The sequence below is a fragment of the Enterobacter sp. BNK-29 genome (assembly GCF_048684785.1).
In the GTDB taxonomy this organism is placed as follows: domain Bacteria; phylum Pseudomonadota; class Gammaproteobacteria; order Enterobacterales; family Enterobacteriaceae; genus Enterobacter; species Enterobacter cloacae_M.
Genome location: NZ_JBLQTU010000001.1, coordinates 2,259,236 through 2,284,378, shown reverse-complemented (window position 1 = coordinate 2,284,378; position 25,143 = coordinate 2,259,236). Strand labels below are relative to the sequence as shown.

21 protein-coding genes, 4 tRNA genes and 1 riboswitch are annotated in these 25,143 nt (G+C 54.6%); of the genes, 11 read left to right on the top strand and 14 right to left on the bottom strand.

Translation table 11 applies throughout. From position 1 onward, the window contains the following. Positions 1-27: 27 nt before the first annotated feature. Complete coding sequence (gene nudC, locus ACMGGX_RS10915) at positions 28-801, bottom strand: NAD(+) diphosphatase (protein WP_181594175.1); 774 nt, start codon at positions 799-801, stop codon at positions 28-30. A gap of 95 nt (positions 802-896) precedes the next feature. Here nudC and ACMGGX_RS10910 point away from each other — a divergent pair, with 95 nt between their 5' ends. The 10 genes from ACMGGX_RS10910 (at position 897) to ACMGGX_RS10865 (ending at position 9,681) form a co-directional block, all read left to right on the top strand. Beyond that, positions 897-1,394 (top strand): Rsd/AlgQ family anti-sigma factor, encoded by a 498-nt coding sequence (locus ACMGGX_RS10910; protein ID WP_023309976.1) that lies wholly within the window; start codon positions 897-899, stop codon positions 1,392-1,394. Positions 1,395-1,448: 54 nt separating this feature from the next. Continuing rightward, a riboswitch (TPP riboswitch) is annotated at positions 1,449-1,560 on the top strand. A gap of 78 nt (positions 1,561-1,638) precedes the next feature. Continuing rightward, entirely contained in the window at positions 1,639-3,534 is a 1,896-nt protein-coding gene (thiC, locus tag ACMGGX_RS10905) for a phosphomethylpyrimidine synthase ThiC (protein ID WP_181594174.1), read from the top strand. Further along, positions 3,534-4,175, top strand: coding sequence for a thiamine phosphate synthase (gene thiE / locus ACMGGX_RS10900; RefSeq protein ID WP_181594173.1), 642 nt, complete (start codon positions 3,534-3,536; stop codon positions 4,173-4,175). Before thiC ends, thiE begins: the two co-directional genes overlap by 1 nt. Beyond that, positions 4,162-4,917: a HesA/MoeB/ThiF family protein gene (locus ACMGGX_RS10895; RefSeq protein WP_048976106.1), complete on the top strand. Its 756-nt coding sequence runs from the start codon at positions 4,162-4,164 to the stop codon at positions 4,915-4,917. The genes thiE and ACMGGX_RS10895 overlap by 14 nt, the downstream gene beginning before the upstream one ends. Next, entirely contained in the window at positions 4,901-5,101 is a 201-nt protein-coding gene (thiS, locus tag ACMGGX_RS10890) for a sulfur carrier protein ThiS (RefSeq protein WP_420298361.1), read from the top strand. The genes ACMGGX_RS10895 and thiS overlap by 17 nt, the downstream gene beginning before the upstream one ends. A gap of 1 nt (position 5,102) precedes the next feature. After that, complete coding sequence (thiG, locus tag ACMGGX_RS10885) at positions 5,103-5,873, top strand: thiazole synthase (protein ID WP_181594172.1); 771 nt, start codon at positions 5,103-5,105, stop codon at positions 5,871-5,873. Next, positions 5,870-6,997: a 2-iminoacetate synthase ThiH gene (gene thiH, locus ACMGGX_RS10880; protein WP_420298360.1), complete on the top strand. Its 1,128-nt coding sequence runs from the start codon at positions 5,870-5,872 to the stop codon at positions 6,995-6,997. Before thiG ends, thiH begins: the two co-directional genes overlap by 4 nt. Positions 6,998-7,334: 337 nt before the next feature. After that, a complete protein-coding gene (locus ACMGGX_RS10875; protein ID WP_420298359.1) occupies positions 7,335-8,876 on the top strand; it encodes a sensor domain-containing diguanylate cyclase in 1,542 nt (513 codons plus the stop codon). A gap of 179 nt (positions 8,877-9,055) precedes the next feature. Continuing rightward, a complete protein-coding gene (locus ACMGGX_RS10870) occupies positions 9,056-9,364 on the top strand; it encodes a PTS sugar transporter subunit IIB (RefSeq protein WP_023334100.1) in 309 nt (102 codons plus the stop codon). Continuing rightward, the gene (locus ACMGGX_RS10865) at positions 9,364-9,681 is read left to right on the top strand and encodes a PTS lactose/cellobiose transporter subunit IIA (RefSeq protein ID WP_033146992.1); all 318 of its coding nucleotides are present in this window, start codon (positions 9,364-9,366) and stop codon (positions 9,679-9,681) included. The genes ACMGGX_RS10870 and ACMGGX_RS10865 overlap by 1 nt, the downstream gene beginning before the upstream one ends. Before the next feature lie 115 nt (positions 9,682-9,796). On the opposite strand, the gene rpoC is transcribed toward ACMGGX_RS10865, so the two are convergent. From rpoC to ACMGGX_RS10800, 13 genes are all read right to left on the bottom strand, one after another. After that, positions 9,797-14,020: a DNA-directed RNA polymerase subunit beta' gene (rpoC, locus tag ACMGGX_RS10860; protein ID WP_023309968.1), complete on the bottom strand. Its 4,224-nt coding sequence runs from the start codon at positions 14,018-14,020 to the stop codon at positions 9,797-9,799. A 76-nt stretch (positions 14,021-14,096) separates the two neighbouring features. Then, positions 14,097-18,125: a DNA-directed RNA polymerase subunit beta gene (rpoB, locus tag ACMGGX_RS10855; protein WP_023334099.1), complete on the bottom strand. Its 4,029-nt coding sequence runs from the start codon at positions 18,123-18,125 to the stop codon at positions 14,097-14,099. A 319-nt stretch (positions 18,126-18,444) separates the two neighbouring features. After that, positions 18,445-18,810 (bottom strand): 50S ribosomal protein L7/L12, encoded by a 366-nt coding sequence (gene rplL / locus ACMGGX_RS10850; protein WP_002445276.1) that lies wholly within the window; start codon positions 18,808-18,810, stop codon positions 18,445-18,447. Positions 18,811-18,876: 66 nt separating this feature from the next. After that, positions 18,877-19,374 (bottom strand): 50S ribosomal protein L10, encoded by a 498-nt coding sequence (gene rplJ / locus ACMGGX_RS10845; protein WP_003862338.1) that lies wholly within the window; start codon positions 19,372-19,374, stop codon positions 18,877-18,879. 291 nt (positions 19,375-19,665) lie between these two features. Next, entirely contained in the window at positions 19,666-20,370 is a 705-nt protein-coding gene (rplA, locus tag ACMGGX_RS10840; RefSeq protein ID WP_006810530.1) for a 50S ribosomal protein L1, read from the bottom strand. A 3-nt stretch (positions 20,371-20,373) separates the two neighbouring features. Continuing rightward, positions 20,374-20,802, bottom strand: coding sequence for a 50S ribosomal protein L11 (rplK, locus tag ACMGGX_RS10835; protein WP_008503452.1), 429 nt, complete (start codon positions 20,800-20,802; stop codon positions 20,374-20,376). A 155-nt stretch (positions 20,803-20,957) separates the two neighbouring features. After that, entirely contained in the window at positions 20,958-21,503 is a 546-nt protein-coding gene (gene nusG, locus ACMGGX_RS10830) for a transcription termination/antitermination protein NusG (protein ID WP_002438628.1), read from the bottom strand. 1 nt (position 21,504) lies between these two features. Next, the gene (gene secE / locus ACMGGX_RS10825; RefSeq protein WP_032644497.1) at positions 21,505-21,888 is read right to left on the bottom strand and encodes a preprotein translocase subunit SecE; all 384 of its coding nucleotides are present in this window, start codon (positions 21,886-21,888) and stop codon (positions 21,505-21,507) included. Between the two features lie 228 nt (positions 21,889-22,116). Continuing rightward, the gene (gene tuf, locus ACMGGX_RS10820) at positions 22,117-23,301 is read right to left on the bottom strand and encodes an elongation factor Tu (protein ID WP_023309456.1); all 1,185 of its coding nucleotides are present in this window, start codon (positions 23,299-23,301) and stop codon (positions 22,117-22,119) included. Between the two features lie 118 nt (positions 23,302-23,419). Beyond that, positions 23,420-23,495, bottom strand: a tRNA-Thr gene (locus tag ACMGGX_RS10815). A 6-nt stretch (positions 23,496-23,501) separates the two neighbouring features. Continuing rightward, positions 23,502-23,576, bottom strand: a tRNA-Gly gene (locus tag ACMGGX_RS10810). A gap of 117 nt (positions 23,577-23,693) precedes the next feature. After that, positions 23,694-23,778, bottom strand: a tRNA-Tyr gene (locus tag ACMGGX_RS10805). An 8-nt stretch (positions 23,779-23,786) separates the two neighbouring features. Continuing rightward, a tRNA-Thr gene (locus tag ACMGGX_RS10800) sits at positions 23,787-23,862 on the bottom strand. Positions 23,863-24,179: 317 nt separating this feature from the next. Here ACMGGX_RS10800 and coaA point away from each other — a divergent pair. Further along, on the top strand, positions 24,180-25,130 hold the full coding sequence (gene coaA / locus ACMGGX_RS10795) for a type I pantothenate kinase (protein ID WP_032661777.1): 951 nt from the start codon (positions 24,180-24,182) through the stop codon (positions 25,128-25,130). Positions 25,131-25,143 lie beyond the last annotated feature (13 nt).

The window sequence follows — 25,143 nt, the reverse complement described above, 5'->3', positions numbered from 1 at the left end:
CTTAAGCGTCATGGCCTCAGTGTAACACTACTCATACTCGGCCCGACACATCGCCACGGTATCTTCTATCAGGCGACGCGCCACGGTGCCCGGCGGAGGCAAAAGCGGTAAATCGTCGTAGCGATACCAGTTCGCGTCCAGCAACTCTTTCTGATCGATAACGATCTCGCCGCTGTCGTATTCGGCCATAAATGCCGTCATCAACGACTGCGGGAACGGCCACGGCTGGGAGGTAACGTAGCGCAGGTTCTTCACTGTGATCCCACTCTCCTCCATCACCTCGCGCGCCACCGCCTGCTCCAGCGTTTCGCCCACCTCGACGAAGCCGGCCAGCACGGTGTGAATGCCGTTGCGATGGCGGGTATGCTGCGCGAGCAGGATGGAATCCTCCCGGCGGATAGCGACGATAATGCACGGCGCAATCTGCGGATAGTAGCGTTCGCGGCAGTGGCTGCAGAGCATCGCCCACTCGGTTTTGCTCGGGCGCATGGTATGACCGCAGTAGCCGCAGTATTTATGCGAGCGGTAAAACTCGGCCAGCTGCACGCCGCGCCCCGCCAGCTGGAACAGCCCCACGTCCAGATCCAGCACCTGGCGCACCGATCCCATATCCTGGCGGCGGGGCTGTTGGATCAACCACACGGGCTCACCCTGCCACTCGCCGATCTGTAGCGCTGGCTGGCCAACGAGATCGAACGCTTCAGCTGCACCGTAGGGGATTTCCCCGGCAGGAAGCCATAATTTTTGTTCGTGACTGACGATCCACCAACCAAGATCTGATTTTTCAATAATACGATCCATATCTATTGCACTACCTTCGCTTCACTGACATGTTGTTAGCATTGTGGTTACATTCTGGATAAGCAGATTCAATCCTACATTTTGCGGAGTCGACCATGTTAAACCAGCTGCAAAGCCTGACTGAGCGCGTTAGAGGAAATAACAAACTGGTGGATCGCTGGCTACATGTACGCAAGCATCTACTCGTGGCTTATTACAATCTGGTCGGTATTAAGCCTGGCAAAGAATCGTTTATGCGACTGAATGAAAAAGCGCTGGATGATTTTTGTCAGGGCCTGGTCGACTATCTGTCCGACGGCCATTTCAATATTTATGAACGCATTATCCGCGAAATGGAAGGGACAACGCCGTATTTAGCGGCCAGCAAGCTCTATCCGCTTCTGGAAGCCAACACCCAGCAGATCATGGATTACTATGATTCCGCGCTCGAGAACGCTATCGACCACGATAACTATCTTGAGTTTCAGCAGGCGCTATCCGACCTCGGTGAAGCGCTGGAAGAGCGATTCACGCTGGAAGATAAGCTGATCGCCCTCGTGCTGGATAATGATTTGAACATCAGTAACGAAGAGAACGTCGCGCGCCCTGCTTGAGTTCTTCATCGTTAACGAGTAATTTACAACCATTCGCCCCTCTCACGAGGGGGATTTTTCTTGTCGGAGTGCCCAGCGCCTGAAAGCGCGGGCTGAGACCGTTAATTCGGGATCCGCGGAACCTGATCAGGCTAATACCTGCGAAGGGAACAAGAGTCACACTGCTGTTGTATCGCCTGAGGGCGATCCTCTCTTGCTTCATCCGTCGTCTGACAAGCCATGTCCTTCACTTTTGGAATGAGCTATGTCTACTGCAAAACTGACCCGCCGCGAACAGCGCGCACAGGCCCAACACTTCATCGACACGCTGGAAGGCACCGCTTTCCCGAACTCGAAACGCATCTACATTTCCGGCTCGCAGGCCGATATCCGCGTCCCAATGCGCGAAGTTCAGCTCAGCCCGACGCTTATCGGCGGCAGCAAAGATAACCCGCAGTATGAAGACAACGAAGCCGTGCCGGTATACGACACCTCCGGCCCGTACGGTGACCCTGATGTTGCCATCAACGTCCAGCAGGGTCTGGCTAAGCTGCGCCAGCCGTGGATTGACGCGCGTAACGACTGCGAAGAGCTGAGCGTGCGCAGCTCTGCGTACACCAAAGAGCGCCTGGCCGACGACGGTCTGGACGAGCTGCGCTTTACCGGCCTGCTGACGCCAAAACGCGCTAAGGCGGGCAAATGCGTGACCCAGCTGCACTACGCGCGCCGGGGCATCGTCACGCCGGAGATGGAGTTCATCGCCATTCGCGAAAACATGGGTCGCGAGCGCATCCGTAGCGAAGTGCTGCGCTATCAGCATCCGGGTGAAGGCTTTGGCGCTCGCCTGCCGGAGAACATCACGCCGGAGTTTGTGCGTGACGAAGTGGCCGCAGGCCGCGCGATTATCCCTGCCAACATCAACCACCCGGAATCCGAGCCGATGATTATCGGCCGCAACTTCCTGGTGAAGGTCAACGCGAACATCGGTAACTCGGCCGTCACCTCCTCCATCGAAGAAGAGGTGGAGAAGCTGGTCTGGTCCACGCGCTGGGGTGCGGACACGGTAATGGATCTCTCCACCGGCCGCTATATTCACGAAACCCGCGAATGGATCCTGCGTAACAGCCCGGTACCGATTGGCACCGTCCCGATTTATCAGGCGCTGGAAAAGGTCAACGGCATTGCCGAAGACCTCACCTGGGAAGCCTTCCGCGACACGCTGCTGGAGCAGGCCGAACAGGGCGTGGACTACTTCACCATTCACGCGGGCGTGCTGCTGCGCTACGTGCCGATGACCGCGAAGCGTCTGACCGGCATCGTCTCGCGCGGCGGTTCCATCATGGCGAAGTGGTGCCTGTCCCATCATCAGGAAAACTTCCTCTACGAGCACTTCCGCGAAATTTGCGAAATCTGCGCTGCCTACGACGTATCACTTTCTCTGGGCGACGGCCTGCGTCCGGGCTCTATTCGCGACGCGAACGACGAAGCGCAGTTTGCCGAGCTGCACACGCTGGGCGAGCTGACTAAGATCGCCTGGGAGTATGACGTGCAGGTGATGATTGAAGGCCCGGGCCACGTGCCGATGCAGATGATCCGCCGCAACATGACCGAGGAGCTGGAGCACTGCCACGAAGCACCGTTCTACACCCTGGGGCCGTTGACTACCGATATTGCGCCGGGCTATGACCACTTCACGTCAGGCATTGGGGCGGCGATGATCGGCTGGTTCGGCTGCGCCATGCTCTGCTACGTGACGCCGAAAGAGCACCTCGGCCTTCCAAACAAAGAGGACGTGAAGCAGGGGCTGATCACCTACAAAATTGCCGCCCACGCGGCGGATCTGGCCAAAGGCCACCCGGGCGCGCAAATCCGCGATAACGCCATGTCGAAGGCACGCTTTGAATTCCGCTGGGAAGACCAGTTCAACCTGGCGCTGGACCCGTTCACCGCCCGCGCCTATCACGACGAGACCCTGCCGCAGGAGTCAGGTAAAGTCGCGCACTTCTGCTCTATGTGCGGGCCAAAATTCTGCTCGATGAAAATCAGCCAGGAGGTGCGCGACTACGCCGCCGCGCAGACCATTGAAGTGGGTATGGCGGACATGTCTGAGACCTTCCGCGCCAAAGGCGGCGAAATCTACCTCAAAAAAGAGGAGGCGTAATGTATAAGCCCGATTTCCCGCCCGTCCCCTACCGTTTAGGGCTCTATCCGGTGGTGGACAGCGTGGAGTGGATAGCGCGCCTGCTGGAGACAGGCGTTCGAACGATCCAGCTGCGCATCAAGGATAAACGCGACGACGAGGTGGAAGCCGATGTGGTTGCCGCCATCGCGCTGGGGCGTCGGCATAACGCCCGTCTGTTTATCAACGATTACTGGCGGCTGGCCGTTAAGCACCGGGCGTACGGCGTGCATCTGGGTCAGGAGGATCTGGAAACAACGGATCTGAGCGCTATCCGTGAAGCCGGGTTGCGTCTTGGCGTTTCAACACACGATGACATGGAGATCGACGTGGCGCTGGCGGCCCGTCCCTCTTACATCGCGCTGGGTCACGTCTTCCCGACGCAAACCAAGCAGATGCCCTCCGCACCACAGGGGCTAACGCAGCTGGCGAGTCACGTTAAACGCCTTGCCGATTACCCCACCGTCGCCATCGGCGGAATCAGTCTTGAACGCGCCCCGGCGGTGCTGGAGACCGGCGTCGGCAGTATCGCCGTCGTCAGCGCCATCACCCAGGCCGCAGACTGGCGTCTCGCCACCGAACAGCTGTTACAGCTGGCAGGAGTGGGTGATGAACGATCGTGATTTTATGCGCTACAGCCGTCAGATCCTGCTGGAAGATATCGCCATCGACGGGCAGCAAAAGCTGCTCGCCAGCCGGGTTCTGATTGTTGGTCTGGGCGGGTTAGGCGCGCCCGCCGCGCTTTATCTGGCAGGCGCAGGTATCGGTACGCTGGTGCTGGCCGACGACGACGAGGTTCACCTCAGCAACCTGCAGCGACAAATCCTCTTTACCACCGAGGATATCAACCAGCCGAAAGCGCAAATCACCCGGCAGCGCCTGAACCAGCTCAACCCGGATATCGCGCTGATTGCCCTGCAGGATCGGCTCAGCGGTGAAAGCCTGCGCCGTGAGGTCGCCCTGGCCGACGTGGTGCTGGACTGCACGGACAACATGGCGACGCGCCAGGCGATTAACGCCGCCTGCGTGGCAAATAATACGCCGCTTATCACGGCCAGCGCGGTGGGTTTCGGCGGGCAGATGATGGTCCTGACCCCGCCGTGGTCGCAGGGCTGCTATCGCTGCCTGTGGCCGGATGATGCAGAGCCGGCGCGCAACTGCCGTACGGCGGGCATTCTTGGTCCGGTGGTCGGCGTAATGGGCACAATGCAGGCGCTGGAGGCCATCAAGCTGCTCAGCGGCATGGAGACGGAACGCAATACGCTGCGGCTGTTCGATGCCCGCTCCAGCGGCTGGCGCCATCTGGCATTACACCGCGCCAGCCGCTGCCCGGTATGCGGAGGCCGCGATGCGCATTCTGTTTAACGATGAGCCGATGAGATGCGACGACGGTCTCACCGTTGTGGTACTGCTCGACAAGCTGCGCCAGCTCAAGCCGGGAACGGCGCTGGCGCTCAATCAACAGATCCTGCCGCGCGAGCAGTGGGAACATCAGCAGGTCAATGACGGCGACCAGATCCTGCTGTTTCAGGTTATCGCAGGGGGCTGAGATGTTACGTATTGCCGATAAAGTCTTTGATTCACATCTGTTTACCGGAACCGGAAAATTCGCCTCGCCGCAGCTGATGGTGGATGCCATTCGCGAAAGCGGCAGCCAGCTGGTGACGCTGGCGCTCAAGCGCGTGGATCTGCGTAATAACAGCGACGCCATTCTGGCGCCTTTACTGGAGGCTGGCGTCACGCTGCTGCCCAACACCTCCGGTGCCAAAACGGCCGAAGAGGCGATTTTCGCCGCGCAGCTGGCCCGCGAGGCGCTCGGCACCCGCTGGCTAAAGCTGGAAATTCATCCTGACGCCCGCTGGCTGCTGCCCGACCCCATCGAAACGCTGAAAGCGGCTGAAAAGCTGGTGCAGCAAGGGTTTACCGTCCTGCCTTACTGCGGCGCCGACCCTGTCCTGTGCAAACGGCTGGAAGAGGTCGGCTGCGCCGCCGTCATGCCGCTGGGCGCCCCCATTGGCTCCAACCAGGGGCTGGAAACCCGCGCGATGCTGGAAATCATTATTGAGCAGGCTACCGTACCGGTGGTGGTTGATGCGGGCATTGGCGTGCCCAGCCATGCCGCGCAGGCGCTGGAGATGGGCGCCGACGCGGTGCTGGTCAATACGGCCATCGCGGTTGCCGACGATCCGGTCATGATGGCGCGTGCGTTCCGCATGGCCGTAGAGGCTGGCCTGCTGGCAAGGGAGTCCGGTCCCGGCTCGCGCAGTTTCCAGGCGCAGGCCACCAGCCCGCTGACCGGTTTTCTGGAGGCGATCTCATGAGCACGTTTACCGAGCGCTGGCGGCAGCTTAACTGGGACGACATTGCCCTGCGCATTAACAGCAAAACGGCGGCTGACGTGGAGCGCGCGCTGCATGCCCGCCATCTGACCCGCGAGGATCTGATGGCCCTGCTCTCCCCGGCGGCCAGCGCGTACCTCGAACCGATGGCCCAGCGAGCGCAGCGGCTCACCCGCCAGCGTTTTGGCAACACGGTGAGCTTCTACGTGCCGCTCTATCTCTCAAACCTGTGCGCCAATGACTGCACCTACTGCGGTTTTTCCATGAGCAACCGCATCAAGCGTAAAACGCTCGATGAAGGTGAGATTGCCCTTGAGTGCGCGGCCATTCGTGAAATGGGCTTTGAACATCTTCTGCTGGTCACGGGCGAACATCAGGGAAAAGTGGGAATGGACTATTTCCGTCAGCACCTTCCCGCCATTCGTCGTCAGTTTGCGTCGTTGCAGATGGAAGTGCAGCCCCTGGCGCAGGAGGAGTACGCGGAGCTCAAAACCCTCGGGCTGGACGGGGTCATGGTCTACCAGGAAACCTATCACGAGGCGACGTACGCCCGGCACCACCTGAAGGGCAAGAAACAGGATTTCTTTTTCCGGCTGGAAACGCCGGACAGGCTGGGTCGCGCGGGGATCGACAAAATCGGTCTGGGGGCGCTGATCGGGCTTTCTGACAGCTGGCGTGTGGATTGTTACATGGTGGCGGAACATTTGCTATGGCTTCAGCAGCACTACTGGCAGAGCCGTTACTCCATCTCCTTCCCGCGCCTGAGACCTTGCGCGGGCGGGATTGAACCGGCTTCGCTGATGGATGAACGCCAGCTGGTGCAGACCATCTGTGCGTTTCGCCTGCTCGCCCCGGAAGTGGAATTATCGCTCTCAACGCGTGAATCCCCGGCGTTTCGCGATCGCGTTATACCGCTTGCGATTAACAACGTCAGCGCGTTTTCCAAAACGCAGCCTGGCGGCTACGCCGACGAGCGTCCGGAGCTGGAGCAGTTTGTGCCGCATGACGGGCGACGTCCGGAAGCCGTTGCCGCAGCCCTGACGGCGCAGGGTCTTCAGCCTGTCTGGAAAGACTGGGACAGCTGGCTGGGAAGAGTCTCGCAATGACGCTGAAACGTACTGCAACGCCATAAAAAATTGTCGAGGCGCTACGAAAAGGCAAAACCGGGTGGTTGTCAGCGATCGTCCGGTTTTTTATTGTCACAGGGTCAGCAACGGATGCTGACCAGGGCGAAAAGCTTCTTCCTCGTTTCGCCCTGCCCCTGGTTCATTGCACAAACGGCTCCTGGCAAGTTGAATAAGTATTTTCTTAATGGTTCTTAAGATAAATCATCCCGCCAGAAATCGTGTGCCGTATAATTCACCGCTAACCGCAGGACAGCGACTATGCTGAGAGGATATCGGCAGACGAAAAGTATTCACCATCAGGAACGATGTACAGCTCATGGCACTTCACAGCAAAAAGCTCTCTTTTACCCGGCCAATCATGCTCAGCTTCGCGGGGATCCTCTGCAGTTTTGCGGTGATCGCGATCGCGGTGACGCTTTCGCAACGAAAGGATTTTCTTGAGGATTATCATCAGATCAACAGCAATTTCACGCACAACCTGGCGGTGAACTACACCGAGTCTATCCTGCGTGAAAACGACTATATCCTGGGCCGTTCCGCGATGTACTTTGCCCGCGACGACAGGCTAAATGAGACGCTCAACGTCAACCCGACGCAGGGGCTGCAGATGATGATGCATTTGCAAAACCTGATGCCGACCGTGTCCTCCATCTCGCTGGCGGATACGCAGGGGCATTATCTCCGTGCGCCGGAAGTGCTCCCCACGGAGAAGAGTAAAACCTTCGATCCCCGGAAGCGGCCGTGGTTTATCGCGCAGGCCGAAGCCAGTATCTTCAGCCACTATACTCGCCCGTACATGGACTACTTCACCGGCCATCCGACGGTCACACTTTATAAGCCCTTGATTTCACCCGAAGGCAGACTGAAGGGAACGATCGCGTTTCATCTCGATTTGACGTCAATGGGCTTTACACTGCGTCAGATGGTGGCGCCCGTTCAGGGAGAATTCTTCGTCGTTGAACGCGACGGCGCCGTTGTGCTTCACCCGGATACGGGCGCGCTTTTCAAACAGTACGTGAGCGAAGCGCTGATGGACAAAATGACCAGCGGCGAAGGCCACCTTTACGATAAGAAAAGCAACGCCTGGTATTACTACTACTCATTCACCAATCCGGACTGGTTTGTCATCTACCGGGTCTCTGGCGAGACGCTCACCGATATCACCCGCCACGAAACAACGATTGTTGGCTGGGGGTTTGCGCTGGCGGCCATCATCATAATCCTCTTCGGCTTATACCTCCGCCACGCCTCGCGTACCGTGCTGATGCACATTATCAATGCCATCAAAACCGGCGACGTCAGCGAGGCGCCGCGCCTGGAAGCGATGCTGAGCCATACTATCCAGTCCAATAAAGAGCGTGAGATGGCCTATGTGCGTCAGGCCACTCACGATGCGCTGACGGGCTGTAAAAACCGCCGCGCGTTCGATAGCGATATCGCGGAGCTGCTGAATGCCCAGCAGCCTTTCGCGCTGGCGCTGGTGGACATTGATAACTTCAAGTCGATTAACGACACGCTGGGCCACCTGACCGGTGATATCGTTCTGCGCAACGTGGCCCGCGAAGGGATCCAGATCATGCAGCCACATCACGTCTCGCTTTACCGGTACGGTGGAGAAGAGTTTGCGGTAATTTTCCAGGCTGAGCAGATGGCGTCTGCGCTCTCATTGCTGGAAGCCTGGCGTACCGCAGTTGAAAAACGCGTCTGGCGAGAAGAAAACCTGCGGGTTACGTTCAGCGGCGGTCTTGGGGAGTGGCATTTTGAACCGCTGGATCAATTTGTCGGAAGCGTTGATAGCGCCCTCTACAGCGCCAAACAGCAGGGCAAAAACCGCATTAACCGAACGTCCATCAGCTAATCCTCCCTGTTTCACCCTGCCCGTTTCCACGGGCGGGTACCCGACAATGTAAAATTGTAACCGGTTTCAGAAAATCACCGGTTTCTTTGTGATGCCTGACACACAATCGCGGTAAACCGGTTGTTGAAGCGCTCTGCACGGGATAATTATCAATAAACACATGTAGATCGAGGCTGATTATGAAGAACATCGTTTTATGCTGTGCAGCGGGGATGTCAACCAGCATGCTGGTTCAACGTATGAAAGACGCCGCGCAGAAAAAAGGGGTTGAAGTCACCATTAAAGCCGTTCCGGTTGCGGAGTTTAAAGACAACATCGCGACGGCCGACATCGTATTGCTGGGGCCACAGGTTAAATACGAGCAGGCGAAACTTCAGGCGCAGGCCGAGCCGCTGGGTAAAAAGGTCGCGGTGATCGACATGATGGATTACGGCATGATGAAAGGCGATGCCGTACTGGAAAAAGCGCTCAAACTTCTGGAGTCATAATGGAAGACTTAGAAACCACGATTATGGAACTGCTGGTCAACGCAGGCGCGGCGCGCAGTGCGGCCCTGACTGCGTTACAGATGGCGCGTAAAGGTGAGTTTGACGAAGCAGAAAAAGCGATGGAAGAGTCGCGCGAATATGTGAAACATGCGCACACGATCCAGACTCAGCTTATCGGTTTTGACGAAGGGACCGGGAAGCTTCCGGTAAACCTGATAACCGTCCACTCTCAGGATCACCTGATGAACGCGATGGTCATTCAGGATCTGGCGGGCGATATGATTGAGCTTTATCGTAGGATCCCTTTGGTAAACTGATAACCTACAGATGTAAAAAAACCCGCCGAAGCGGGTTTTTTATTGTCGGGTGGCGCTGCGCTTACCCGACCTACGAGGCACATGCCCGGTAATGTTCATCACCGGGCATCAACGATTACTCGTTGTCGGAACCGCCCAGACCTGCGTTCAGCAGTTCTGCCAGGCTCGCGGATGCATCTTCAGCAGTTACCTGCGGTGCAGCTGGCAGTTCGCCCGCAGCACGACGACGCATGCGATCCTGGTGGTACGCATAACCGGTACCCGCCGGGATCAGACGACCCACGATGACGTTCTCTTTCAGACCGCGCAGTTCATCACGTTTACCTGCAACAGCGGCTTCGGTCAGGACACGAGTCGTTTCCTGGAACGATGCTGCAGAGATGAAGGACTCGGTTGCCAGAGACGCTTTGGTGATACCCAGCAGATCGCGCGAGAAGGTCGCACCGATTTTGCCGTTCGCTTCCAGTTCGCGGTTAGCGATCTTGACGCGTGAGTATTCAACCTGCTCGCCTTCCAGGAACTCGGAGCTGCCTGCGTTTTCGATGGTTGCTTTACGCAGCATCTGACGAACGATAACTTCGATGTGCTTATCGTTAATCTTAACGCCCTGCAGACGGTAAACGTCCTGTACTTCGTTGGTGATGTAACGCGTTACCGCGTGTACGCCACGAAGACGCAGAATGTCGTGCGGAGCTTCTGGACCATCGGAAACCACGTCACCACGTTCTACACGTTCACCTTCGAACACGTTGAGCTGACGCCACTTAGGAATCATCTCTTCGTACGGTTCGCTGCCATCTACTGGAGTGATAACCAGACGGCGCTTCCCTTTGGTCTCTTTACCGAAGGAGATGATACCGCTGATTTCAGCCAGGATTGCAGGCTCTTTCGGACGACGTGCTTCGAACAGGTCCGCAACGCGTGGCAGACCACCGGTGATATCCTTGGTACCGCTGGATTCCTGTGGAATACGCGCCAAAGCATCACCCGCACCGATCTGAATGCCATCTTCCAGCTGAACGATCGCTTTACCTGGCAGGAAGTACTGCGCAGGCATGTCGGTACCAGGGATCAGAACGTCGTTACCCTGAGCATCAACGATTTTCAGTGCAGGACGCAGATCTTTACCACCGGTAGTACGTTCAGCAGAATCCAGAACCACCAGAGAAGACAGACCGGTCAGCTCGTCGGTCTGACGAGTAATGGTCTGGCCGTCGATCATGTCAGTGAAGCGGATGAAACCACTTACTTCGGTGATAACCGGCATGGTGTGTGGATCCCAGTTTGCAACGGTTTCACCGCCGGCAACCTGCTCGCCATCACCTTTCGCCATAACCGCACCGTAAGGCACTTTATAGCTCTCTTTGGTACGACCGAATTCGTCGATCAGCTTCAGCTCGGTGTTACGAGAGGTCACAACCAGCTTGCCAGCGGAGTTAACAACAGACTTCGCGTTGCTGAGCTTGATGCTACCTTTGTTTTTCACCTGGATGCTGGATTCAGCAGCCGCACGAGATGCCGCACCACCGATGTGGAACGTACGCATCGTCAGCTGTGTACCCGGCTCACCGATGGACTGTGCCGCGATAACGCCGATTGCTTCACCTTTGTTGATGATGTGGCCACGCGCCAGGTCACGACCATAGCAGTGCGCACATACACCAAAGTCGGTGTCACAGGATACAACGGAACGTACTTTCACGGAGTCAACAGAGTTCGCTTCCAGCAGGTCACACCAGTGCTCGTGCAGCAGCGTGTTGCGTGGAACCAGGATGTCTGCAGTACCCGGCTTCAGAATGTCTTCCGCTGTTACACGACCCAGAACGCGATCGCGCAGTGGCTCTTTAACATCACCACCCTCGATAACCGGGGTCATGGTGATACCTTCGAGGGTGCCACAATCGTCTTCGGTCACAACCAGATCCTGCGCAACGTCAACCAGACGACGCGTCAGATAACCGGAGTTCGCAGTTTTCAGTGCGGTATCCGCCAGACCTTTACGAGCACCGTGCGTGGAGATGAAGTACTGGAGTACGTTCAGACCTTCACGGAAGTTCGCGGTGATTGGCGTTTCGATGATGGAGCCATCTGGCTTCGCCATCAGACCACGCATACCTGCCAGCTGACGAATCTGTGCTGCGGAACCACGCGCACCGGAGTCGGCCATCATGTAGATGCTGTTGAAGGAAACCTGCTGCTCTTCTACGCCGTCACGGTTAATCACGGTTTCGGTCTGCAGGTTATCCATCATCGCTTTGGATACACGATCGTTCGCCGCTGCCCAGATATCGATAACTTTGTTATAGCGTTCGCCCGCGGTAACCAGACCAGACTGGAACTGCTCCTGGATCTCAGCAACTTCGGCTTCCGCTTCAGAGATGATCTCGTGTTTCTTCTCTGGGATGACCATGTCATCGATACCAACAGATGCACCTGAACGCGCTGCATAAGCAAAGCCGGTATACATTGTCTGGTCAGCGAAGATAACGGTCGGCTTCAGACCCAGAATGCGGTAACAGGTGTTCAGCATTTTGGAGATCGCTTTCTTGCCCAGCGCCTGGTTGACGATGGAGAAAGGCAGACCTTTCGGTACGATCATCCACAGAATGGCACGGCCAACGGTCGTGTCTTTCAGGCTGGTTTTCGCAACGAATTCGCCGTTTTCATCTTTTTCGTATTCGGTGATACGCACTTTAACGCGCGCATGCAGAGAGGCCAGGCCAGCGCGATAAATACGCTCAGCTTCTTTCGGGCCAGTCAGCACCATGCCTTCGCCTTTGGCGTTAACACAGTCACGGGTCATGTAGTACAGACCCAATACAACGTCCTGAGAAGGAACGATGATAGGTTCACCGTTCGCTGGAGACAGGATGTTGTTGGTAGACATCATCAGCGCACGCGCTTCGAGCTGGGCTTCCAGCGTCAGCGGTACGTGAACAGCCATCTGGTCACCATCGAAGTCGGCGTTATATGCCGCACAAACCAGCGGGTGCAGCTGGATAGCTTTACCTTCGATCAGGACTGGCTCAAATGCCTGGATACCCAAACGGTGCAGAGTTGGTGCACGGTTCAGCAGTACCGGGTGTTCGCGGATAACTTCGTCCAGGATATCCCAAACGACAGCTTCTTCACGCTCAACCATTTTCTTAGCGGCTTTGATGGTGGTGGCCAGGCCACGCAGTTCCAGCTTGCCGTAGATGAACGGTTTGAACAGCTCCAGTGCCATTTTCTTCGGCAGACCGCACTGATGCAGACGCAGGTATGGACCTACGGTGATTACAGAACGACCGGAGTAGTCAACACGCTTACCGAGCAGGTTCTGACGGAAACGACCCTGTTTACCTTTGATCATGTCGGCCAAAGATTTCAGAGGACGCTTGTTAGAACCGGTGATTGCACGACCGCGACGACCGTTATCCAGCAGGGCATCTACCGCTTCCTGCAGCATACGTTTTTCGTTGCGTACGATGATGTCCGGCGCAGCCAGATCCAGCAGACGTTTCAGACGGTTGTTACGGTTGATAACGCGACGATACAGATCGTTCAGATCGGACGTTGCGAAACGACCACCATCCAGCGGAACCAGTGGACGCAGATCTGGCGGCAGAACCGGCAGAACGGTCAGGATCATCCACTCTGGTTTGTTACCAGACTGAACGAACGCTTCCAGCAGTTTGATACGCTTGGTCAGCTTTTTACGTTTGGTTTCGGAGTTGGTTTCGTTCAGCTCTTCACGCAGCTGCTCGCACTCTTGCTCCAGATCCATGCTCTTCAGCAGGGCCTGAATAGCTTCCGCACCCATCTTCGCGTCGAATTCGTCACCGAACTCTTCCAGCGCGTCCAGATACTGCTCTTCAGTCAGGATCTGATGACGTTCCAGGTTCGTCATCCCGCCTTCGATAACCACATAAGATTCGAAGTACAGAACGCGTTCGATATCGCGCAGCGGCATATCCAGCAGCAAACCGATACGGGACGGCAGAGATTTCAGGAACCAGATGTGAGCGGTCGGAGACGCCAGCTCGATGTGGCCCATGCGCTCACGACGCACTTTGGTCTGGGTCACTTCAACGCCGCACTTCTCACAGATCACACCACGGTGTTTCAGGCGCTTGTACTTACCGCACAGGCACTCGTAATCTTTTACTGGCCCGAAAATACGCGCACAGAAAAGGCCGTCACGCTCAGGTTTGAACGTACGGTAGTTGATGGTTTCCGGCTTTTTAACTTCACCGAATGACCATGAACGGATCATGTCTGGCGAAGCCAGAGCAATTTTGATCGCATCAAACTCTTCGGTTTTAGTCTGCGCTTTCAGAAACTTTAATAAATCTTTCACGGATTTGCTCCCGTCGGAGTTAGCACAATCTGGTGCCGGGGGTTAACCCGGCACCAGTGACCTGTTTGAGCGAGAATTACTCGTCTTCCAGTTCGATGTTGATACCCAGCGAACGAATCTCTTTCAACAGTACGTTGAAGGATTCTGGCATGCCCGGCTCCATCTGATGGTTGCCGTCCACGATGTTTTTATACATCTTGGTACGACCGTTCACGTCATCAGACTTAACGGTGAGCATTTCCTGCAGGGTGTATGCCGCGCCGTATGCTTCCAGCGCCCACACTTCCATCTCCCCGAAGCGCTGACCACCGAACTGTGCCTTACCACCCAGCGGCTGCTGAGTAACCAGGCTGTAAGAACCGGTAGAACGAGCGTGCATCTTGTCGTCGACCAGGTGGTTCAGTTTCAGCATGTACATGTAACCTACGGTTACCGGACGCTCGAACTGTTCACCGGTACGGCCGTCAAACAGCGTAATCTGACCAGACGTTGGCAGACCACCCAGTTGCAGCAGCTCTTTAATTTCAGCTTCTTTCGCACCATCGAAGACCGGCGTTGCGATTGGCATACCTTTTTTCAGGTTCTCAGCCAGGCGCAGCACTTCTTCATCACTGAAGGTATTCAGGTCGACTTTCTGACGAACGTCGGTACCCAGATCGTAGGCACGCTGGATGAATTCGCGCAGTTTCGCGACTTCTTCCTGCTGCTTCAGCATGGCGTTAATCTTGTCGCCGATACCTTTCGCAGCCATACCCAGGTGAGTTTCCAGGATCTGACCGATGTTCATACGAGACGGTACGCCCAGCGGGTTCAGCACGATATCTACCGGCGTACCGTTAGCATCGTGCGGCATATCTTCGATCGGGTTGATCTTAGAGATAACACCCTTGTTACCGTGACGACCTGCCATCTTATCACCAGGCTGGATCTGACGTTTAACGGCCAGATACACCTTAACAATCTTCAGCACGCCTGGTGCCAGATCGTCGCCCTGAGTGATTTTGCGGCGTTTCGCTTCGAGTTTTTTCTCGAACTCGTGTTTCAGTTCGTCATACTGCTCAGCCAGCTGTTCCAGCTGATTTTGTTTCTCTTCGTCGGTCAGGCCCAGTTCCAGCCAGCGATCGCGTGGCAGTTTGTCGAGCTTCTCAGCTTCAACGCCACCGGCAACCAGCACCGCATAGATACGGCTGAACAGACCCGCTTCGAGGATCTGCAGTTCTTCAGACAGGTCTTTCTTAGCCTGTTTGAGCTGCATCTCTTCGATTTCCAGCGCACGCTTATCTTTTTCAACGCCGTCACGGGTGAAGACCTGAACGTCGATAACCGTACCGGAAACACCGTTTGGTACGCGCAGAGAAGAGTCTTTAACGTCAGACGCTTTCTCACCGAAGATTGCACGCAGCAGTTTCTCTTCTGGCGTCAGCTGGGTTTCACCTTTCGGCGTAACCTTACCAACCAGAATGTCGCCGCCGGTCACTTCCGCACCGATATAAACGATACCGGACTCATCCAGTTTGGAGAGCGCAGCTTCACCCACGTTAGGGATGTCAGCGGTGATCTCTTCTGGCCCCAGCTTGGTGTCACGGGACACACATGCCAGTTCCTGAATGTGGATGGTGGTGAAACGATCTTCCTGAACCACACGCTCGGAGACGAGGATGGAGTCTTCGAAGTTGTAACCGTTCCACGGCATGAACGCTACGCGCATGTTCTGACCGAGCGCCAGTTCACCGAGGTCGGTGGACGGACCGTCTGCCAGCACGTCGCCGCGCTCAACTGGCTCACCCAGAGATACGCAAGGCATCTGGTTGATACAGGTGTTCTGGTTAGAACGGGTGTATTTGGTCAGGTTATAAATGTCGATACCTGCTTCGCCCGGATACATCTCGTCTTCGTTAACTTTGATAACGATACGGGATGCATCGACGTACTGAACAGTACCGCCACGTTTAGCAACTGCAGTAACACCGGAGTCAACGGCAACAGCACGTTCCATACCGGTACCAACCAGCGGCTTATCAGCGCGCAGAGTTGGAACGGCCTGACGTTGCATGTTCGCACCCATCAATGCACGGTTGGCGTCATCGTGTTCCAGGAATGGGATCAGGGACGCACCGACGGATACCACCTGCTGGGTGGATACGTCCATGTAGTCAACCTGGTCGCGGCTGAACAAGCTGGATTCGCCTTTGCTACGGCAGGTAACCAGATCTTCTACAAAGTGGCCTTCGTCATCCAGGTTGGAGTTCGCCTGAGCGATAACGTAGTTGCCTTCTTCGATAGCAGACAGGTAGTGAATTTCGTCGGTTACAACACCGTCGGTCACTTTACGGTACGGGGTCTCGAGGAAACCGTATTCGTTAGTCTGTGCGTACACGGACAGGGAGTTGATCAGACCGATGTTTGGACCTTCAGGCGTTTCGATTGGACATACGCGACCGTAGTGCGTCGGGTGTACGTCTCGAACTTCAAAGCCTGCGCGTTCACGGGTCAGACCGCCTGGGCCGAGTGCAGAGATACGACGTTTGTGCGTAATCTCAGACAGCGGGTTGTTCTGGTCCATGAACTGAGACAGCTGGCTTGAACCGAAGAACTCTTTCACTGCTGCAGAAATCGGCTTGGCGTTGATCATATCCTGAGGCATCAGGGTATCCAGATCGCCCAGAGACAGACGCTCTTTCACCGCACGCTCTACACGTACCAGGCCAACGCGGAATTGGTTTTCCGCCATTTCGCCTACGGAACGGATACGACGGTTGCCGAGGTGGTCGATATCGTCCACTTCGCCTTTACCGTTACGGATATCGATGAGCTTCTTCATCACTTCGATGATGTCGTCTTTGCTCAGGATACCGGAACCTTCGATTTCGTCGCGCAGCAGAGAACGGTTGAACTTCATACGACCAACCGCGGACAGATCGTAGCGGTCTTCGGAGAAGAACAGGTTCTCGAACAGGCTTTCCGCCGCTTCGCGAGTTGGTGGCTCACCAGGACGCATCATGCGGTAGATTTCTACCAGCGCGCTCAGACGATCGGTGGTTGGGTCGACGCGAATAGTTTCAGAAATATACGCGCCGTGGTCCAGATCGTTGGTGAACAGCGTTTCGATACGTTTGTGGCCAGACTGGCTCAGCTTAGCCAGCAGATCCAGGCTCAGCTCCATGTTCGCTGGGCAGATCAGCTCACCCGTTGACTCGTCAACGTAATCTTTCGCGGCTACTTTTCCTGCAATGTACTCAACCGGAACTTCGATGAGTTTGATATCATCTTTTTCCAGCTGGCGGATGTGGCGCGCGGTGATACGGCGACCTTTTTCCACATACACTTTGCCGTCGGCTTCGATGTCGAACGACGCGGTCTCGCCACGCAGACGTTCCGGCACCAGCTCCATCTGCAGCTTGTTGTCGCGGATTTCAAAGATCACTTTCTCAAAGAACAGGTCCAGGATCTGTTCAGTGGTGTATTGCAGCGCACGCAGAATGATGGTTGCAGGCAGCTTACGACGACGGTCGATACGGACAAACAGGTTGTCTTTCGGATCGAACTCGAAGTCCAGCCATGAACCACGGTAAGGAATGATGCGTGCGTTATACAGTACTTTACCGGAAGAGTGTGTTTTACCTTTATCGCTGTCGAAGAAGACGCCCGGGCTACGGTGCAGCTGGGAAACGATAACACGCTCAGTACCGTTGATAACGAAAGTACCGTTGTCTGTCATGAGTGGAATTTCACCCATGTAGACTTCTTGTTCTTTAATGTCTTTTACGGTGCCTTCCGGCGCTTCGCGCTCGTAGATCACCAGACGCAGTTTTACGCGCAGCGGTGCGGAATAGGTCACGCCACGGATCTGACATTCCTGAACGTCAAACACCGGTTCGCCAAGGCGGTAGCTGACGTACTGCAGCTCGGAGTTACCGCTGTAGCTCTGAATCGGGAACACGGAGCGGAAGGCTGCTTCCAGACCGTACTGCCCTTCAGGATCTTGCTCGATAAACTTCTGGAACGAGTCAAGCTGGATAGAAAGGAGATATGGAATGTCCAGAACTTGTGGACGTTTACCAAAATCCTTACGAATACGTTTTTTCTCGGTATAGGAGTAAACCATAGGGTTCCTCAGCTCGCTGACAAGTCGACCCATCTGTCCGACGAAGGGACAGTTTGTGCAACACCATTTTGTGGACCGGAAAATTGAATACTTTCCGCAATACCTGTTGCTATCACGCTTAAATCATTTCGTCGCGATTTACACAGAGCGAGCACCCTGTCGCAATATATTAAGTCGTCGATAGAAACATGCATTGTCAGGACAATCAGCAGTCAAACAGTGTGAAATGCTACTGATGCCTTACAGCGCAAAAAGGCTGGTGACTAAAAAGTCACCAGCCATCAGCCTAATTACTTAGGCTGCAACCAGAAAAGTTGGCTTATTTAACTTCAACTTCAGCGCCAGCTTCTTCCAGAGATTTTTTCAGTGCTTCTGCGTCGTCTTTGCTCACGCCTTCTTTCAGCGCAGCTGGAGCAGATTCTACCAGGTCTTTAGCTTCTTTCAGACCCAGGCCAGTTGCGCCACGTACTGCTTTGATAACAGCAACTTTGTTAGCGCCAGCAGCTTTCAGAATTACGTCGAATTCAGTTTTTTCTTCAGCAGCTTCAGCCGGGCCCGCAGCTACAGCTACAGCAGCAGCAGCAGAAACACCGAATTTTTCTTCCATTGCAGAAACCAGCTCTACAACGTCCATTACGGACATAGCTGCTACTGCTTCAATGATTTGATCTTTAGTGATAGACATTTAAATTGTTCCTGAAAATCAGAATAAGTTTATACGTAAGCAAATGCTTTATAAAGATAACTGCGATTAAGCAGCTTCTTTCGCATCGCGTACAGCAGCCAGAGTGCGAACCAGTTTGCCAGCCGCAGCTTCTTTCATGGTTGCCATCAGGCGTGCAATTGCTTCTTCGTAGGTCGGCAGGGTTGCCAGGCGATCGATTTGCGATGCCGGGATCAACTCACCTTCAAAGGCTGCAGCTTTGACCTCAAATTTTGCATTCGCTTTCGCGAACTCTTTGAACAGACGAGCAGCAGCGCCCGGGTGTTCCATAGAGTATGCAATCAGGGTCGGACCAACAAACGTGTCTTTCAGGCACTCGAACTGAGTACCTTCAACTACGCGGCGCAGCAGGGTGTTACGAACAACACGCATGTATACGCCAGCTTCACGACCTGCTTTACGCAGTTCAGTCATTTTGTCTACAGTAACGCCACGGGAATCCGCAACTACTGCAGACAGCGCGCCTTTGGCTACTTCGCTGACTTCAGCAACAATCGCTTGTTTGTCTTGAAGATTTAAAGCCATTAGCTTTGCTCCTGGATGTTTGCCGGAACTCATGTTCCGGAACTCACTTCACTCTCCCAAACGGAAAGAGCGTCTTAATACGGTGAGCAGAAACAAGCCAGAGTATCCAAAAATAATCTTAGCGTTCTGTCACCGTCTACGCAGGGGATTAAGTCTCTTGCGAAACACCTGCGGTCTTCGACGGAGGCCTGGATTAGGCCAGGCTCCAACGAACAAATCTTTTAGCCGCTAACTTTCGTTAGCAAACGTGGGGGTAAGATTGTAGACAAAATCACCGCCCACGTAAAGGCATTAGTTTGCAGCAGCGCTCAGGCCAGCCTGGTCAACTGCAACACCTGCACCCATGGTGGTGGAGATGCTAACTTTCTTGATGTACACGCCTTTCGCCTGAGTTGGTTTAGCTTTTTTCAGCGCAACCAGCAGAGCTTCCAGGTTTTCTTTCAGTTTGTCAGCGTCAAAGTCCACTTTACCGATGGTGGTGTGGATGATGCCGTTTTTGTCGTTACGATAACGAACCTGACCTGCTTTAGCGTTCTTAACCGCTTCAGCAACGTTAGGAGTTACAGTACCCACTTTCGGGTTAGGCATCAGGCCGCGTGGACCCAGAACCTGGCCCAGCTGGCCAACAACGCGCATTGCATCTGGAGAAGCAATAACAACGTCAAAGTTCATTTCGCCTTTCTTGATCTGATCAGCCAGATCTTCCATACCTACCAGTTCAGCGCCGGCAGCTTTAGCAGCTTCAGCGTTTGCACCCTGAGCAAATACAGCTACGCGAACGGAACGGCCAGTACCGTGTGGCAGTACAGTTGCGCCACGAACGTTCTGATCGGATTTACGAGCGTCGATGCCGAGGTTAACGGCAACGTCAACGCTTTCAACGAACTTAGCAGTTGCCAGTTCTTTCAGCAGAGCGATAGCTTCGTTGATGTCGTACTGTTTGGTCGCATCAACTTTGTCACGGATCACGGACATGCGCTTGGTCAGTTTAGCCATTTCTTAGTCCTCCACTACCAGGCCCATGGAACGTGCAGTACCTTCGATTGAGCGAGTCATCGCTTCAATGTCGGCACCAGTCATGTCGGCAGCTTTGGTCTGCGCGATTTCCTGCAGCTGAGCGCGGGAAATTTTACCCACTTTGTCTTTGTTCGGTTTACCGGAACCAGACTTGATACCAGCCGCTTTCTTCAGCAGAACAGCTGCTGGAGGGGTTTTGGTAACGAAAGTGAAAGAACGGTCAGCGTAAACAGTGATTACGACTGGGATTGGCAGACCTTTTTCCAGGGATTCGGTTTTGGCGTTGAACGCTTTACAGAATTCCATGATGTTCACACCCTGCTGACCCAGAGCTGGACCAACTGGTGGACTTGGGTTCGCCATACCAGCTGCAACCTGCAGCTTGACGTAGGCTTGTACTTTCTTAGCCATTCTAAAATCCTCTGATTGGGTGATAGCGCCTCAGGGAGGCTCCCCGTGAATAAAATTCGTTTTACGGGCCGGGCCCATAAAAACAAAAGGCGCGAAATTGTATTCCAATCTCGCGCCCTGTGCAACGATTAAATCGCCGCTTTTTTGATCGCTGCTTAGGCTTTTTCGACCTGCGCAAAGTCCAGTTCTACCGGGGTCGCACGACCAAAGATAGAAACGGAAACTTTCAGGCGGGACTTCTCGTAGTCCACTTCTTCAACCACACCGTTAAAGTCAGCAAACGGACCGTCGCTAACACGAACCATTTCACCCGGTTCAAACAGCGTTTTCGGACGCGGCTTATCACCCACCTGCTGCAGGCGGTTCATAATCGCATCAACTTCTTTGTCGCTGATTGGCGCCGGACGGTCAGACGTGCCGCCGATAAAGCCCATCACGCGCGGTACGCTGCGCACCAGGTGCCAGCTCGCGTCGTTCATCACCATCTGAACCAGCACGTAACCCGGGAAGAATTTACGCTCGCTTTTGCGACGTTGGCCGCCACGGATCTCAACCACTTCTTCGGTCGGAACCATAACTTCGCCAAATAACTCTTCCATGTTGTGTAATTTGATATGCTCACGCAGCGACGTTGCTACGCGGCCTTCAAAACCGGAAAACGCCTGAACGACGTACCAACGCTTTTTAGGGGCTTCAGACATCTTAGAACCTCAGGCCAGTAATAAAGGAAACCAGGCGAACCAGAATACCATCCAGTCCCCACAGGATCAGTGACATTACCGCAGTCACTGCAGCCACGATCAGCGTGGTGTGCAATGTTTCCTGGCGAGTCGGCCAAATGACCTTGCGGACTTCGGTACGTGCTTCGCGAGCGAAAGCAACGGTTGCTTTACCCTTAGTCGTCAACAGCGCGACACCGCCCGCTGCAGCAATCAGAATCACCACTGCCAGCGCGCGGAGCGGCAGCATCATGTCACGATAAAGATAGTTGCCAACGATTGCCACAATCAGCAGCACGGCAACAGCGATCCACTTCATCGCTTCCAGGCCGCGCCCGCTCCCTTGAGCTTCGGTATTCGCACTCATAAACCAACCTGTCAGAAGAATTCTACAAATAATTTCACCCCGCGATTGCGAGGCGAGCCAAATCGAAACGCTAATCCCTTTATGGATTATACGCTCTCTGCAGAGCCTGTCTCAGCAATGATTATGACAAAAATAATCACTGATGAGCCAGGTTCTGATGTGAAAGCGTGCAAAAAGGGCATCAAATGATGCCCTTTTCATGCGCATTGCGTCAAATGTTATCAGCGATTAGCCGAGAACTTTAGCAACCACGCCCGCGCCAACGGTACGGCCACCTTCACGGATTGCGAAACGCAGACCGTCGTCCATCGCGATTGGGTGGATCAGAGTCACAACCATCTTGATGTTGTCGCCTGGCATTACCATCTCAACGCCTTCTGGCAGTTCGATGGTACCGGTCACGTCAGTTGTACGGAAGTAGAACTGTGGACGGTAGCCTTTGAAGAACGGAGTATGACGGCCGCCTTCGTCTTTGGACAGGATGTACACTTCAGATTCGAACTTGGTGTGTGGCTTGATTGAGCCTGGCTTCGCCAGAACCTGACCACGTTCGATTTCTTCACGTTTGATACCACGCAGCAGAACACCAACGTTCTCACCAGCACGGCCTTCGTCCAGCAGTTTGCGGAACATTTCAACGCCAGTACAGGTAGACTTCGCAGTCTCTTTGATACCAACGATTTCAACTTCTTCGCCAACTTTGATGATACCGCGCTCTACACGACCGGTAACAACGGTACCACGACCGGAGATGGAGAATACGTCTTCGATTGGCAGCAGGAATGGCTTGTCAATCGCACGCTCTGGTTCTGGGATGTAAGAATCCAGGAAGCCAGCCAGTTCGATGATTTTCGCTTCCCACTCTGCGTCGCCTTCCAGCGCTTTCAGAGCAGAACCACGAACGATTGGGGTATCGTCGCCCGGGAAATCGTACTGAGACAGCAGTTCACGAACTTCCATCTCTACCAGTTCCAGCAGCTCTTCGTCATCAACCATGTCGCATTTGTTCAGGAACACGATGATGAAAGGAACGCCTACCTGACGACCCAGCAGGATGTGCTCACGAGTCTGAGGCATTGGGCCGTCAGTCGCAGCAACAACCAGGATCGCGCCGTCCATCTGCGCAGCACCGGTGATCATGTTTTTAACATAGTCGGCGTGGCCTGGGCAGTCTACGTGTGCGTAGTGGCGAGTCGGGGTGTCGTACTCAACGTGAGAGGTGTTGATGGTGATACCACGAGCTTTTTCTTCTGGTGCGTTATCGATCTGATCGAATGCACGAGCAGAACCACCGTAGGTTTTAGCCAGAACGGTAGTGATTGCAGCGGTCAGCGTTGTTTTACCATGGTCAACGTGGCCGATAGTACCGACGTTAACGTGCGGTTTTGTACGTTCAAACTTTTCTTTAGACATCGATTGTCCCTCTAAGACACGGATAAATCGGTGATATCACCACATCAACCAGGCGAAATGCCTGAATTGTTGAATACAGTAAAATTGAAACAGAGAGAAACGGGAAGGAGAAGTGAAGTGGTGCTGATACCCAGAGTCGAACTGGGGACCTCACCCTTACCAAGGGTGCGCTCTACCAACTGAGCCATATCAGCACGTATTGGAGCGGGCAGCGGGAATCGAACCCGCATCATCAGCTTGGAAGGCTGAGGTAATAGCCATTATACGATGCCCGCATCCTGAAACTCGGCTACCCAGTTCTTTCTGTAACAAAAAAAGAGATTTCTCTCTTTTTCAGTTTGAGCTGGCTAATTTTTCCAACCAGCTCCGGCGGCATTTACGCTGCCAGAAAGTGGTGGTGGGGGAAGGATTCGAACCTTCGAAGTCTGTGACGGCAGATTTACAGTCTGCTCCCTTTGGCCGCTCGGGAACCCCACCGGACTTGATGGTGCCGACTACCGGAATCGAACTGGTGACCTACTGATTACAAGTCAGTTGCTCTACCTACTGAGCTAAGTCGGCATCAAGTAGCGCGCATTCTATGGATACCTGCGCGGTCATGCAACTAAAAATTTGCATAAAACGTTCTTTCGCTCACATTTTATGCGAAGAGCGTGTCGGGCGCTGTAAAAGTAGTCATTTGAGGTCAAATATTCAACATATCATCGTGATTTGCACCGTATTCACCGTAGCGTGACGGCTTCCGCGTTACGCAGCGCTTTCCATCTTTTTTCTTATTATTCCCGTCATCTGGTGTTAACCTCCTGCCCATTGTCCAAAATTAACTGTGTGATGAGCCATGATCCGGCAGTGTGATGCTGGCTCACTGAAGCATGCTTATGAGCAAAAAAGAGCAAACGTTAATGACGCCTTATCTTCACTTTAACCGCAGCCAGTGGGCTGCCCTGCGTGATTCCGTCCCTATGACGCTGACGGAAGGTGAAATCGCACGGTTAAAAGGGATAAACGAAGATCTGTCCCTGGAAGAGGTGGCAGAAATTTATCTCCCCCTCTCTCGCTTGCTTAACTTCTATATCAGCTCAAACCTGCGTCGTCAGGCCGTGCTGGAGCAGTTTCTCGGGACGAACGGTCAACGTATTCCTTATATCATCAGTATCGCAGGCAGCGTGGCCGTGGGTAAAAGTACCACCGCGCGCGTCCTGCAGGCGCTGTTGAGCCGCTGGCCGGAACACCGCAGCGTGGAGCTGATCACCACCGACGGCTTCCTGCACCCGAACGAGGTGTTAAAAGAACGTGGGCTAATGAAGAAGAAGGGCTTCCCGCTCTCTTATGATATGCACCGTCTGGTGAAATTTGTCTCTGACCTGAAATCCGGCGTGCCGCACGTGACTGCGCCAGTCTATTCGCACCTGATCTACGATCGCATCCCGGGTGGGGATAAAACGGTGGTCCAGCCGGACATCCTGATTCTGGAAGGTCTGAACGTGCTGCAAAGCGGGATGGACTATCCTCACGACCCGCATCACGTATTCGTCTCGGATTTCGTCGATTTCTCTATTTATGTCGATGCGCCGGAAGACCTGCTGCAAAACTGGTACATCAACCGCTTCCTGAAGTTCCGCGAAGGGGCGTTCACTGACCCGGATTCCTATTTCCACCACTATGCCCAGCTTTCTGAAGAAGAAGCTATCAGCGTGGCCACGGGGCTGTGGAATGAGATCAACTACGTGAACCTCAAAGAGAACATCCTGCCGACGCGCGAGCGTGCAAGCCTGATCCTCACCAAGAGCGAGAAGCACGCCGTCGACCAGATTCGCCTGCGGAAATAATCAAGCAGACATA